Raw genomic sequence first — 11,261 nt, 5'->3', positions numbered from 1 at the left:
GGAATGATTGTGGCTTACGACGTCTTCTGGTTCCTGCCGACATCCGGCGACACGCGCTATCTCGGCAAATCCGATTTCGGCCGCGCCCCGTCGAACGCCTATATGCGGCAGATCGCAGAGACGGCGGACCGGCTCGGCTACGACGGGCTGCTCATTCCGACCGGCGCGAGTTGCACCGATCCGTGGGTCACCGCCGCCTCGCTGGTCACGGTCACCCAGCGCATCAAGCTCCTCGTCGCGCTGCGCACGTCGATCACCGGCCCGACCGTCGGCGCCCGCCAGGCGGCGGCGCTCGACGAGGCGCTCGGTGGCCGCCTGCTCCTCAACGTCGTGCCGGGCGGCGATCCGCGCGAACTCGCCGCCGATGGCGTGTTCCTCTCCCACGACCAGCGCTACGAGGCGGCAGACGAATATCTGACGGTCTGGAAGCGCCTGCTCTCCGGCGAGACGGTCGATTATGCCGGGCGCCACGTGCACGTCGAAGGCGCACAGAACTTTCACCCGCCGGTGCAGAAGCCCTGGCCGCCGCTCTATTTCGGCGGCTCCTCCCCGGCCGCCCACGAGCTCGCGGCGAAGCACGTCGACGCCTACCTGACCTGGGGCGAGCCACTCGACGACGTCGCCGCGAAGATCGCCGACGTGCGCGCCCGCGCCGCGCGCCACGGCCGCACCGTGCGCTTCGGCGTCCGCCTCCACGTCATCGTGCGCGAGACCGAGGCCGAGGCCTGGGCCGAGGCGGACCGGCTCATCAGCAAGATCACCGACGAGGACATCGCCCGGGCGAGCGACAATTATGCCCGCATGGATTCCGTCGGGCAGGCCAAGATGACGGCCCTCCACCAGGGCCGGCGCGACCGCCTCGTCGTCGCCCCCAATCTGTGGGCGGGCGTCGGGCTCGTGCGCGGCGGCGCCGGCACGGCGCTGGTCGGCTCGCCGGAACAGGTGGTGGAGCGCCTCAACGAGTACGCCGCCCTCGGGGTCGAGACCTTCGTGCTCTCGGGCTATCCCCACCTCGAGGAGGCGATCCGCTTCGCCGAGCTCGCCTTCCCGCTGATCGAAGGCAAGAAGCCGGTGACCCTGCGCGACACCGCCCAGACCGGCGGCGCCTTCGACATCCGCGCCACCCGCACCGCCGCCAGCGCGAGCTGACCCCACCGAGTTCGACGAGACCGACATGACGATCATCGACCTGCGCTGCCGGCCGGCCTTCCTGCACGACTTCTTCGGGGCGACGCCCGGCAGCCCGGAATTCGAGACCGCCCGGTGGCTCAACCGCCGCGTCGGCACCCGCGGCGACGATGCCCATTTCACCCGGTCGCTGACGCCGGAGGGCTTTCTCGCCGAGATCCGCGACGCCGGTCTCTCCCGGGCCGTCGTGGTCGGGCGCCATACGCCGTCGCAGCACCTGCCCAACGACCGCATCCACGAGATCGTCGGCGGGCACGCCGAGCTGATCGGCATCGGCTCCGTCGATCCGGCCCTCCAGGGCGAACGGGCGGCGATCGAGGAGATCGAGCGTGCCGTCGGCACGCTGGGGCTCAAGGGCATCGACATCGAGCCGGGCTTCGGCGCGCCGCCGCGTCATCCGGACGACCGGCTCTATTGGCCGATCTACGAGCGCCTGCAGGAGCTCGGCGTGCCGCTCTTCCTGATGAGCGGTCCGACGACGCCCGACCCGCGCTTCAACGATCCGTCGGGGGTCGCGGTGGTGGCGGCCGCCTTCCCGCGGCTCCAGATCGCCGTCTATCACGGCTACTGGCCGCGGGTGCAGGAGATCATCGGCGTCGCCTTCCGCCACGCCAACGTCCACCTGATCCCGGACATGTACCTCTTCCAGCCGGGCGAGGACGCCTATGTGAAGGCGGCGAACAGCTTCCTCGCCGACCAGTTCCTGTTCGGCTCGTCCTATCCGTTCCGCCCGATCCGCCAGTCGATCGACGATTACGCCGCCGCGGGCTTCCGCGACGACGTTCTCGAAAAGGTGTTTCACACCAACGCGGTGCGCCTGCTCAGCCTGTAAGGGCGGCTCAGGCGGCTGCGGCGAGCGCCACCGCATCCGCTCCGGCGGGCACCCGTGCCGGGGCGGACGGGTCGGTCGCGACCCGCCAGATCGCCGCCGCGACGTCGGCCGATTGGGTGAGCTCGCCCGGCTCGCCCCAAGAGGCGAAGACGGCCTGCACTTGGTCCTGATAGGCCTCCGGAAACCCATCGCCCATGCGGGCCCGGGCGTTCTCGCCGAAGCGGGTCTCCGGCGCGCGGCCGGGCAGCACCAGATGGGCACGGATCCCGAAGGGGGCGAGTTCGAGGGCGAGCGACTCCGTGAAGGCGTTCACCGCCGCCTTGCTCGCCGTATAGACCGAGAGCAGCGGCAGCGATTTCAACGTGACGGTCGAGGTCACGTTGATGACGACACCCGCCTTGCGGGCACGGAAGTGCGGCAGCACCGCCTGCGTCACCGCGATGGTGCCGAGCGTGTTCGTTTCGAACACGTCGCGGGCGACCGCCATCGGCGTCCCCTCGAGCGCGTTGAGCCAACCGATCCCGGCATTGTTGACGAGGACGTCGATATCCCCGGCCGCCGCGATCGCCTTCGCGATGCTGTCGACGTCGGTGACGTCGAGCGGGACGATCGCGAGCCGGTCCGAGTCCGGCAGCAGATCCGCCCGCGGGGTCCGCATAGTGGCGACGACCTTCCAGCCGCGATCGAGGAAGAGACGGGCCGTTTCGAGGCCGAACCCGGACGAGCAACCGGTGATGAATATCGTCTTCATGGAAAGGCTCCCTGAGCCGCGATGGCTTCGACGAGAAGATAGTCCTGCGAGCCCGGACGCTCTATAATCAGACGTCCGCCTTTCATTCGCAGGAGTCCGACATGTCGGACCCGCTCGCCGATATCGTGACGCTACTCCAGCCGCAGGCGCCGTTCTCCAAGACGGTCGCCGCTACGGGCGCGTGGCGCATCCGCCGCGCCGAGGCCGGCCGACCGTTCTATTGTGCGATCCTCGAAGGCGGCAGCCGGCTCGAAGTCGATGGTCACGAACCGATCGTTCTCCAGGCCGGCGACTTCGTCCTCATCCCGGCGGCGCAGGATTTCGTCTCGTCGAGCCTCGCGCCGCCGCCGGCGGACGCCCCCGACAGCCTGCCCGTGGCGCTCCCCGACGGGACATTTCGCATCGGCCCGTCGGACGAGCCGCCCGATCTGCGCATGCTGGTCGGCTATTGCGCGTTCGGCTCGCCGGATGCGGCGTTGCTGGTGCCGCTCCTGCCGGCGCTCGTGCACGTGCGGTCGCAGGCGCGGCTCGCCACGCTCGTCCGCCTCGTCGCCGACGAGGCACGTGCCCAGCGGCCGGTCCGCGAGATCGTGCTCGCCCGCCTTCTCGAAGTGCTGCTCATCGAGGCGCTGCGCTCGACCGAGGCGACCGGTGCCGCGCCGGGTCTTCTGAGCGGGCTCTCGGACCCACGGCTCGCCTCGGCGATCCGGCTGATGCATGGCGATCCGGCGCGCGCCTGGACGGTCGGAGACCTCGCGGCCGCGGCGGCGCTCTCCCGCTCCGCCTTCTTCGAGCGGTTCAGCCGCAGCGTCGGCGTCGCGCCGATGGAGTATCTTCTGACGTGGCGGATGGCGCTGGCGAAGAGCCTCCTGCGACGGCGCGCCGGCTCCGTCGCGGAGATCGCGGCACGGGTCGGATACGGCTCGGCGAGCGCCTTCAGCGTCGCCTTCAGCCGGCACGTCGGCCTGCCGCCGACGCTCTACGCGCGCGAACCCTCGTGACGCGCCGCGCCCCGCGCAACGAAGCTAGGCGATGCCCCGTGCGCGGGCGCGAGCGAGCGCTATGAACGCACTCATTGCCGCGGAGAGGTGCCGGCGCCCCGGATAATAAAGGCAGAGATCTTCGGCGGGCGGCATCCAGTCCGCGAGCACCGGGACCAGCGTTCCCGCGGCGACATCGCCGCCGATCCCAAACGCATGAAGATAAGCGAGGCCCATGCCCTCACGCGCCGCCGAACGGGCGAGCGTGCCTTCGTCGAGCGTCACCCGGCCCTGGACATCGACGTTGACGACGTCGCCGTCACGCTCGAAGTGCCAGCTAAAGAGCGTTCCTCCGGGCAGGCGCACGCGGATGCAATCGTGGCCGAGGAGATCGGCCGGCGTGCGCGGTGTCCCCCGCTCGGCGAGATAAGCCGGCGACGCCACCACCGCATAGCGCTGCGGGAGCCCGAGCGGCACCGCGATCATGTCGCTCGGCACCAGACCGGCGACACGGACGCCGAAATCGAAACCCTCCGCGACGATATCGACGAGCCGGCCGTCCGTGACGAGATCGAGCTGCATCGAGGGGTGACGGCGCAGAAAGGCCAACGCGAGGGGCTCGAGGAACTCGCGCGCGGCCGTGATCGCCGCATTGATCCGGATGGTCCCGCTCGGGCTACCGCTCTGTGCCTTCACCGCTTCCACGCCGTCCTGAACGTCGCGCAGCGCCGGCGCAAGACGTTCGACGAACAACCGCCCTGCCTCGGTCAACGAGACGCTGCGGGTGGTGCGATGAAACAAGCGAACCCCGAGCGATGCCTCCAGCTTCGCCACCTGGTGGCTGAGCGCGGCCGGGGATACGCCACAATCCACCGCCGCGGCGCGGAACGTCCCGCGCCGGGCGATGGCGAGGGCCGCTTCCATCTCGCTCAGGCTGACATCCGCCATTGTTCGATTTCTCTCATTTCTCCATTTCGTATTATCTCGATTATCACAGCAATCTATCTTGCCTACCTCTCCTCGATCGCACCCGTGCGAGATCGAGGAGATGAAAATGGACATGCCCAAGCCGATAGCCGCGTTCTTCGCGACGGAGACGGGAGACGACGCTGACGCGCTCGTCGCGTCGTTCGCCGACGACGCGACCGTAGATGACGAGGCCGCGAGCCATGTGGGCCACGCCGCGATCCGCGCCTGGTGGACGGGTGCACGGGAGAAATATCAGCAGACGACGGACGTCCTGGAGGCCCACGGCGGCGCCGACGCCGTGACCGTTCGTTGCCGCGTCAGCGGCCGCTTTCCCGGCAGCCCGATCACCCTCGACTTTCGTTTCGCGCTCGCCGACGAGCGCATCACCCGGCTGGAGATCCGCTGATGACCGGCTTCATCGATCTCTCCGGCAAACGCGCGCTCGTCACCTCTGGAACCCGGGGCGCGGGAGCCGCGACGGTCGCGCTGCTTGCCGACCTCGGCGCCACCGTGCTCACGGCCGCCCGATCCACCCCGAGCACGATGCCGCCCGCGATCTTCGTCGCGGCCGACCTGACGACCGTCGAGGGGTGTGCCCTCGTGACGAATGCGGTGCAGGATCGCCTCGGCGGGGTCGACATCCTCGTTCACATGCTGGGGGGCTCCTCTTCGCCGGCCGGAGGCTTCGCGGCACTCGGCGAGGCGGAATGGGCGGCGGAACTGGATCACAACCTGATGCCCGCCGTCCGCCTCGACCGCGCGCTGGTGCCCGGCATGGTGTCGAGAGGAAGCGGCGTGGTCGTCCACGTCACGTCGATCCAGCACCAACTCCCGCTGCCGGAAGCGACCACCGCTTACGCCGCCGCAAAGGCAGCGCTCTCGACCTACAGCAAAAGCCTCTCCAAAGAGGTCGCCCCGAAAGGCGTGCGGGTGGTGCGTGTTGCACCGGGTTGGATCGAGACCGAGGCGTCGGTGGAGTTCGCCAAGCGTCTCGCGACGCAGGCCGGCACGGACTACGAGGGCGGCAAGCGGATCATCATGGCCTCGCTCGGGGGAATCCCGCTCGGCCGCCCCGCGAAGCCGCAGGAGGTTGCGGACCTCGTCGCCTTCGTAGTGTCCGATCGCGCCGCGAGCATCACCGGCACGGAAATCGTGATCGACGGCGGCACGGTGCCGACGGCTTGATCGCAGCCGGCGGTCCTGCGGGAAAGCGGCCCGAGAATACGGCCTCGACGTCCGAACCGAGGCGTCGCGGCCCTTCAGGGACGCAACAAACGCAGGGCCATTTGGATGGCGGACCGCAGGCGACCCGGATCGTCGCCCGCGCGCGCGGCGACCTTGAGGCCGGACGCGAAGGTCAGCAGGAAATGCGCTGCGTCGTCGACATCGACGTCGGCGATCTCATGGGCGGCGACGCCGTCGCGGAGATGGCTCGCGATGGCCTTCAGGAGGACGCGCGCGGCGGCCTCGTTGATCGCATGGATATCCGGATCGGCGTGCCCGAACTCCGCAATCGAGGCAAGCCTCAGGCACCCCGTCTCAGGGCCACCCGGCGGGGCGACCACCGACGTGAGCGCCGCCTCCAAGCCGCCGAGCCGATCCGGCCCCGCCGCCAGGAGGGCGATGAAATGATCGACGCTCATGGCGTTGTATCGCTCCAACGCCTTGAGGAAGAGGCGGCGTTTGTCGCCGAACGTGCCGTAGAGGCTCTGCCGCGCGATGCCCATGCAATCGAGCAGGTCCGAGGTGGAGGTCCCCTCGTAGCCGTGATTGCCGAAGGCCCGCATCGCGGCGCAGAGCGCGGCATCCGCGTCGAACTCGATGTGCCTGGCCATGCCGCCCTCCTTTCCGATTTCAAACGGACTGATAGGTCAAAAATCATTCTTGATCGAACGGTCCACATTTCATATGTAGTTCTGGACCAATCGGTCTACAAAGGATTTCGGACATGACCAATCAACGGGAACACGAGGGCAAGGTCGCCCTGGTGCTGGGCGGCTCGCGCGGCATCGGCGCCGCCATCGTGGAACGCCTCGCGGCGGACGGCGCCAAGGTCGCGTTCACCTATGCGAGTTCCGCGGACCAGGCGGCGGCGCTCGCCGCTCGCGTGGCGAGCAGCGGTGGCGAGGCGGCGGCATTCCGCGCCGACAGCGCGGATGTGGCCGACGTCGAGAGCGCCTTCGACCTGACCTTGGAGCGCTTCGGGCGGCTCGACATCGTCGTCGTCAATGCCGGCATCCTGCGCCTCGGCACCATCGATCAGATTTCGATCGAAGATTTCGACCGTATCGTCGCCGTGAACATTCGCGGCGTGTTCGCCGCGCTGCGCAAAGCCGCGACGGTGCTCGGCAAGGGCGGCCGGATCCTCACGATCGGCAGCAACATCGTGGACCGTGTCGGCTTTCCCGGCGCAGGCCTCTACGCGATGACGAAGGCGGCCGTCGCCACGCTGGTGAAGGGGGCCGCCATCGACCTCGCCTCCCGCGGCATCACGGTCAACAACATCCAGCCCGGCCCGATCGCGACCGACATGACGAAGGAGCATGTCGACTTCATCCTGCCGAACGTCCCCCTCGGCCGCATGGGCCAGCCGCAGGAGATCGCCGGGCTCACGTCCTATCTCGCCCGGGACGAGGCCGCCTTCGCCACCGGTGCCAGCCTGACGATGGACGGCGGCTATTCCGTCTGACGACCTCTCGACTGCGGGAGGTTTCACCACCTCTCGCAGCCGCTCCGGATCGCGACGGGCGACGGAGATGCGCTGGGCGCTTCCTAATCGCTCCCCCCGTCGAGCAGAAAGTCACGCAGCAAGGCCGTGAAGGCGTCGGGCTGCTCGATCGCCGCGAGATGTCCGGTCGGCATCTCGGCGTAGCGCGCACCGGGGATTTGGGCCGCCACGGCGCGCGCCTCGTCCGGCGGCACCATGTGGTCGTGGGTGCAGCCGATGACGAGCACGGGGGCCTCGATCCGGCGCGCCGCCGCGCGGACGTCGATCGTGAGGTCGAGTTCGACCTGCCGCGCCATGCCCTCCCAATCGTTGCTGGAGACGATCCCGCTGATCGCCTCCGCGATCCCGTCGTGGCCGAGGCGCGACAGAAAGGCCGGACTGAAACCGGTCAGCAGCACGAGGCGCGCCATGGCCGCGCGGTCGGAGGCGATGAGATCGCGCCACAGCCCGAACTGCATGCGTTGCCGAGGATCGGCGCCGTCGATGAAGGCACCGAGCAGCACCACGCGTCGCACCAGATGTGGATATTCGTCCGCGATCGTCATCGCCACCGCCGCCCCGAGCGAGAAGCCGACGAGATCGAACGGCGCGGCATCTGCGGCTTCCGCGGCCGCGACGACTTCGGCCGCGAGACGCGAGACGCCGAGCGGCCCACCGTCGTCCCGCGTCTCCCCGGACCCGGAATAATCCGGCCGCACCACGCGCCAATGCCGGGCGAGATCCGGCACCAGGTGGCCCCAATTGGTCTCCGCGTTGCCCCCGGTGCCGTGCACCAAAACCAGCCCCGGACCGTCGCCATCGACCCGATAGGCGACACGCGCGCCGCCGCATTCGACCATCTTCATACCCGCGACTCCCTGTTTTCATCGTCGGGCGCGGACGCTAGGGTCTGACAGCGCTGTCAGGGTCAAGGGGGGCCGCATGCAGATCGGCGATCTCGCGAAACGCACCGGGATCAGCATCCGGATGCTGCGCTATTACGAGGCGGAGGGTCTGCTCGTGCCGTCGCGCCGTGCGTCCGGCTACCGCGATTACGACGAGACGGACGAGGAAATCGCGCGGCGTATCCGCCTCCTCAGCGAGGCGGGCCTGAAGCTCGATGCGATCCGCATCCTCCTGCCCTGCGTGCGGTCCGATCGGCCGGATTTCGAGCCGTGCGCCGAGGTTCTCGCCGCGCTGAAGGGCACGCTCGCCACCCTCGAGGCGAAGATCGCGCATCTGGACGCGAGCCGAACCGTCCTCGCCGGCTATCTCGAACGGCTCGGCTGATCGTCTCCGCCCGCGGGCGAGCTTGAAGGATCATCGATCGCGACGCGCACGCGGCTCTCGGGCATCCGGCGCTTCGGCCTCGACCGCTTGACCATCGGCGCCGGGCCGTTCGATGCCGTGGAGATGGCGGGTCAGGAGGGTGGTCGCCCGAAGGTGGTCGCGCGCCTTGAGGGCCGCATAGATCTGCCGGTGCTCATGGTTCGAGCGCGGCAGCCAGTTCGCGCTCCGCTCCATCGCGATCACGATGCGAGAATGGGCGAGCCGCAATTGTCCGAGCACCGCCAAGAGCCGCCGCATCGGGCACGGCGCCACCAGCGCGGCATGGAAATCGCGGTTTGCGCGCTCCCATTCCACGATCGATCCCGCCTGCTCGCCGGCCGTGACGGCGGCTTCGATCGCGGCGAGATGCCGGGCGTTGAATTGCTTGGCGGCATGACGGAAGGCGAGCAATTCCAGCGCCGCCCGCATCTCGATCACCTCCTGCTGGTGCAGGGCATCCATCGGCGCGACGCGGATGCCCCGCCGTGGCTCGCTGATCGCCAACCCCTGCGCACAGAGGAATTGCAGCGCCTCGCGCGCCGGGACATGGCTCGCGCCGAATTCGGCGGCGACGTGATCCTGGCGCAAGGGCGTACCGGGCGGCAGCACGCCGGCAACGATCCGCTCGATGAGGACCTCGGCGATCTGCTGGGCGACCGCAGGCGCGCGTTTGGGTTCGATCTCACTCATAGATAATCTATTAGATTAGAACGTGCACGGCCGTCCAGGGCTTGCTAGCGTTCTTGTGCGGACGGAATCATAGATAATTTCCACCGCGATCATCCCTGTTCACACGTGAGAGCCTGATGAACGCTCTGGACAATCCGCCGGCTGCACCTGCGCCGGTCGTCGCCCCACGCACCGGCCTCGGCGCGCTGCCCCTCCCCGTCCGCCTCCTCGCCGGTAGCCTCGTCATGGTGCTCTGCGCCAAGGTGACGATCCCGTTCTGGCCGGTGCCGATGACCCTGCACGTCTTCGGCACGTTCCTTCTCGCCGGCCTGTTCGGCGGACGGGTCGCCGGTCTGATGGTCCTCACCTATCTCGCCGAGGGCGCGCTCGGTCTGCCGGTGTTCTCCCACAACGGCGCAGGGCTCGCCTATCTCGCCGGCCCGACCGGCGGTTATCTCGCCGGCTTCGCCGTGGCGGCCTTCCTCGCCGGCACCTGGATCGAGCGGCGCAGCCTCGGGCACTCCTGGCGGATGATCGCCCCGATGCTCGCCGGTCTCTCCGTCGTCTATCTGCTCGGCAGCCTGTGGCTCGTGCCGTTCGTCGGTCTGTCCAAGGTCCTCTCCGTCGGCGTGCTGCCGTTCCTACCCGGTGACATCGTCAAGGTCGCGCTCGCCGCCGCCACGTGCCTCGCCGTCAAGGGTGTCGCCCGGAGGGTGCGATGAGCGTATCGCACCCGGCCGGCCGCGATGCCGACGACGACATCCGCACCGATTGGAGCCGCGACGAGATCCAGGCGATCCACGACCTCCCGCTGCCCGACCTTCTCTATCGGGCGCAGACGGTTCACCGGCGCTTCTTCAACCCGGCGCAGATCGAGGCCGCGAGCCTCCTCAGCATCAAGACCGGCGGCTGCCCGGAAGATTGCGGCTATTGCTCGCAAAGTGCGCGCTACGACACCGGCATCAAGGCCTCCAAGCTGATGGAGATCGAGGCGGTGGTGACGGCAGCCCGCGCCGCCCGGGACGCCGGGGCGTCCCGCTTCTGCATGGGCGCGGCGTGGCGCAGCCCGAAGGACCGCGACATCGACAAGGTCTGCACCATGATCGAGCGCGTGCGCGACCTCGGCCTGGAAACCTGCGTCACCCTCGGCATGCTGACCGATCCTCAGGCCGACCGTCTGAAGCAGGCCGGACTCGATTATTACAGCCACAATGTCGATACCTCGCCGGAGCATTACGGCCGCATCATCACCACGCGGACCCTCGAAGACCGGCTCGAGACCATCGAGCGGGTTCGCGCGGCGGGGATCAAGCTCTGCTGCGGCGGCATCGTCGGGATGGGCGAACAGCCGTCGGACCGGCTCGGCCTCCTGCACCTCCTGGCCGGCCTCGATCCGCATCCGGAAAGCGTGCCGATCAACCAGTGGAGCGTGGTCAGCGGCGTTCCCGTGGCGGAGACGGCCGAGCCGCCCGATCCGATCGCATTCGTCCGCCTGATCGCCGTCGCCCGGATCCTGATGCCCCGCAGCATCGTGCGCCTCTCCGCGGGCCGAACGGGCATGAGCGAGGAATTGCAGGCGCTCTGCTTCCTGGCCGGCGCGAACTCGCTCTTTCTCGGCAGCGTTCTCCTGACCACGCGAAACCCCGACCACGATCGGGACTTCGCGATGCTCCGCAAGCTGGGCCTCGACCTCGTGCCCGCGGTCGCCCCGGGCGCGACGACGGAGAGCGGATTGCGAGACGCCGCCGCATAGGCCGCCCTCGGCTCGCGGTGCGCCCTCACGCCCCTCCACCGTCGAGCGACGGTGACGCCCCGCCATCGCCGCACCTCCCCGAT

14 protein-coding genes are annotated in these 11,261 nt (G+C 69.0%); 9 read left to right on the top strand and 5 right to left on the bottom strand.

What is annotated here, in order from left to right:
- Positions 1-3 precede the first annotated feature (3 nt).
- Both ssuD and F0357_RS18340 read left to right on the top strand, forming a co-directional pair.
- Complete coding sequence (gene ssuD / locus F0357_RS18345) at positions 4-1,149, top strand: FMNH2-dependent alkanesulfonate monooxygenase (protein WP_153485593.1); 1,146 nt, start codon at positions 4-6, stop codon at positions 1,147-1,149.
- 25 nt (positions 1,150-1,174) lie between these two features.
- Positions 1,175-2,020, top strand: coding sequence for an amidohydrolase family protein (locus tag F0357_RS18340; RefSeq protein WP_153485591.1), 846 nt, complete (start codon positions 1,175-1,177; stop codon positions 2,018-2,020).
- A 7-nt stretch (positions 2,021-2,027) separates the two neighbouring features.
- On the opposite strand, the gene F0357_RS18335 is transcribed toward F0357_RS18340, so the two are convergent.
- Positions 2,028-2,771, bottom strand: coding sequence for an SDR family oxidoreductase (locus F0357_RS18335; protein ID WP_153485589.1), 744 nt, complete (start codon positions 2,769-2,771; stop codon positions 2,028-2,030).
- A gap of 101 nt (positions 2,772-2,872) precedes the next feature.
- Between F0357_RS18335 and F0357_RS18330 the strand changes: the two genes are divergently transcribed.
- Entirely contained in the window at positions 2,873-3,772 is a 900-nt protein-coding gene (locus tag F0357_RS18330; protein WP_153485586.1) for an AraC family transcriptional regulator, read from the top strand.
- 24 nt (positions 3,773-3,796) lie between these two features.
- Here F0357_RS18330 and F0357_RS18325 read toward each other — a convergent pair whose 3' ends face one another.
- Positions 3,797-4,699 (bottom strand): LysR family transcriptional regulator, encoded by a 903-nt coding sequence (locus F0357_RS18325; RefSeq protein WP_153485584.1) that lies wholly within the window; start codon positions 4,697-4,699, stop codon positions 3,797-3,799.
- A gap of 106 nt (positions 4,700-4,805) precedes the next feature.
- Here F0357_RS18325 and F0357_RS18320 point away from each other — a divergent pair, with 106 nt between their 5' ends.
- Both F0357_RS18320 and F0357_RS18315 read left to right on the top strand, forming a co-directional pair.
- Positions 4,806-5,126 carry a nuclear transport factor 2 family protein gene (locus tag F0357_RS18320; protein ID WP_153485581.1) on the top strand — a complete coding sequence of 107 codons (321 nt, stop codon included), beginning with the start codon at positions 4,806-4,808 and terminating at the stop codon, positions 5,124-5,126.
- Positions 5,126-5,905 (top strand): SDR family oxidoreductase, encoded by a 780-nt coding sequence (locus F0357_RS18315; RefSeq protein ID WP_153485578.1) that lies wholly within the window; start codon positions 5,126-5,128, stop codon positions 5,903-5,905. The genes F0357_RS18320 and F0357_RS18315 overlap by 1 nt, the downstream gene beginning before the upstream one ends.
- Before the next feature lie 74 nt (positions 5,906-5,979).
- Here F0357_RS18315 and F0357_RS18310 read toward each other — a convergent pair whose 3' ends face one another.
- Positions 5,980-6,555, bottom strand: coding sequence for a TetR/AcrR family transcriptional regulator (locus F0357_RS18310; protein WP_153485576.1), 576 nt, complete (start codon positions 6,553-6,555; stop codon positions 5,980-5,982).
- A 113-nt stretch (positions 6,556-6,668) separates the two neighbouring features.
- Here F0357_RS18310 and F0357_RS18305 point away from each other — a divergent pair, with 113 nt between their 5' ends.
- On the top strand, positions 6,669-7,409 hold the full coding sequence (locus tag F0357_RS18305) for an SDR family oxidoreductase (RefSeq protein ID WP_153485572.1): 741 nt from the start codon (positions 6,669-6,671) through the stop codon (positions 7,407-7,409).
- Between the two features lie 83 nt (positions 7,410-7,492).
- On the opposite strand, the gene F0357_RS18300 is transcribed toward F0357_RS18305, so the two are convergent.
- Positions 7,493-8,293 carry an alpha/beta fold hydrolase gene (locus tag F0357_RS18300; RefSeq protein WP_153485568.1) on the bottom strand — a complete coding sequence of 267 codons (801 nt, stop codon included), beginning with the start codon at positions 8,291-8,293 and terminating at the stop codon, positions 7,493-7,495.
- A 76-nt stretch (positions 8,294-8,369) separates the two neighbouring features.
- Between F0357_RS18300 and F0357_RS18295 the strand changes: the two genes are divergently transcribed.
- On the top strand, positions 8,370-8,717 hold the full coding sequence (locus F0357_RS18295) for a MerR family transcriptional regulator (RefSeq protein ID WP_153485564.1): 348 nt from the start codon (positions 8,370-8,372) through the stop codon (positions 8,715-8,717).
- Positions 8,718-8,747: 30 nt separating this feature from the next.
- Here F0357_RS18295 and F0357_RS18290 read toward each other — a convergent pair whose 3' ends face one another.
- Positions 8,748-9,446, bottom strand: a complete 699-nt coding sequence (locus F0357_RS18290) for a GntR family transcriptional regulator (RefSeq protein WP_153485559.1) — start codon at positions 9,444-9,446, stop codon at positions 8,748-8,750.
- Between the two features lie 116 nt (positions 9,447-9,562).
- Between F0357_RS18290 and F0357_RS18285 the strand changes: the two genes are divergently transcribed.
- Both F0357_RS18285 and bioB read left to right on the top strand, forming a co-directional pair.
- The gene (locus F0357_RS18285; RefSeq protein ID WP_153485555.1) at positions 9,563-10,147 is read left to right on the top strand and encodes a biotin transporter BioY; all 585 of its coding nucleotides are present in this window, start codon (positions 9,563-9,565) and stop codon (positions 10,145-10,147) included.
- Positions 10,144-11,178 (top strand): biotin synthase BioB, encoded by a 1,035-nt coding sequence (gene bioB / locus F0357_RS18280; protein WP_153485551.1) that lies wholly within the window; start codon positions 10,144-10,146, stop codon positions 11,176-11,178. Before F0357_RS18285 ends, bioB begins: the two co-directional genes overlap by 4 nt.
- The last annotated feature ends 83 nt before the right edge of the window (positions 11,179-11,261 follow it).

Source organism: Segnochrobactrum spirostomi (genome assembly GCF_009600605.1).
In the GTDB taxonomy this organism is placed as follows: Bacteria; Pseudomonadota; Alphaproteobacteria; order Rhizobiales; family Segnochrobactraceae; genus Segnochrobactrum; species Segnochrobactrum spirostomi.
The sequence above is the reverse complement of the archived record's forward strand: the minus strand, read 5'-3'. Positions and strand labels throughout refer to the sequence as shown.

Excerpts from the sequence above, each read along its gene's own strand:
- F0357_RS18310 (WP_153485576.1), bottom strand. The coding sequence starts at position 6,555 with ATGGCCAGGCACATCGAGTTCGACGCGGATGCCGCGCTCTGCGCCGCG.
- F0357_RS18330 (WP_153485586.1), top strand. The coding sequence starts at position 2,873 with ATGTCGGACCCGCTCGCCGATATCGTGACGCTACTCCAGCCGCAGGCG.
- bioB (WP_153485551.1), top strand. The coding sequence starts at position 10,144 with ATGAGCGTATCGCACCCGGCCGGCCGCGATGCCGACGACGACATCCGC.
- F0357_RS18300 (WP_153485568.1), bottom strand. The coding sequence starts at position 8,293 with ATGAAGATGGTCGAATGCGGCGGCGCGCGTGTCGCCTATCGGGTCGAT.
- F0357_RS18325 (WP_153485584.1), bottom strand. The coding sequence starts at position 4,699 with ATGGCGGATGTCAGCCTGAGCGAGATGGAAGCGGCCCTCGCCATCGCC.
- F0357_RS18320 (WP_153485581.1), top strand. The coding sequence starts at position 4,806 with ATGGACATGCCCAAGCCGATAGCCGCGTTCTTCGCGACGGAGACGGGA.
- F0357_RS18285 (WP_153485555.1), top strand. The coding sequence starts at position 9,563 with ATGAACGCTCTGGACAATCCGCCGGCTGCACCTGCGCCGGTCGTCGCC.
- F0357_RS18290 (WP_153485559.1), bottom strand. The coding sequence starts at position 9,446 with ATGAGTGAGATCGAACCCAAACGCGCGCCTGCGGTCGCCCAGCAGATC.
- F0357_RS18340 (WP_153485591.1), top strand. The coding sequence starts at position 1,175 with ATGACGATCATCGACCTGCGCTGCCGGCCGGCCTTCCTGCACGACTTC.
- F0357_RS18335 (WP_153485589.1), bottom strand. The coding sequence starts at position 2,771 with ATGAAGACGATATTCATCACCGGTTGCTCGTCCGGGTTCGGCCTCGAA.
- F0357_RS18315 (WP_153485578.1), top strand. The coding sequence starts at position 5,126 with ATGACCGGCTTCATCGATCTCTCCGGCAAACGCGCGCTCGTCACCTCT.
- ssuD (WP_153485593.1), top strand. The coding sequence starts at position 4 with ATGATTGTGGCTTACGACGTCTTCTGGTTCCTGCCGACATCCGGCGAC.
- F0357_RS18305 (WP_153485572.1), top strand. The coding sequence starts at position 6,669 with ATGACCAATCAACGGGAACACGAGGGCAAGGTCGCCCTGGTGCTGGGC.
- F0357_RS18295 (WP_153485564.1), top strand. The coding sequence starts at position 8,370 with ATGCAGATCGGCGATCTCGCGAAACGCACCGGGATCAGCATCCGGATG.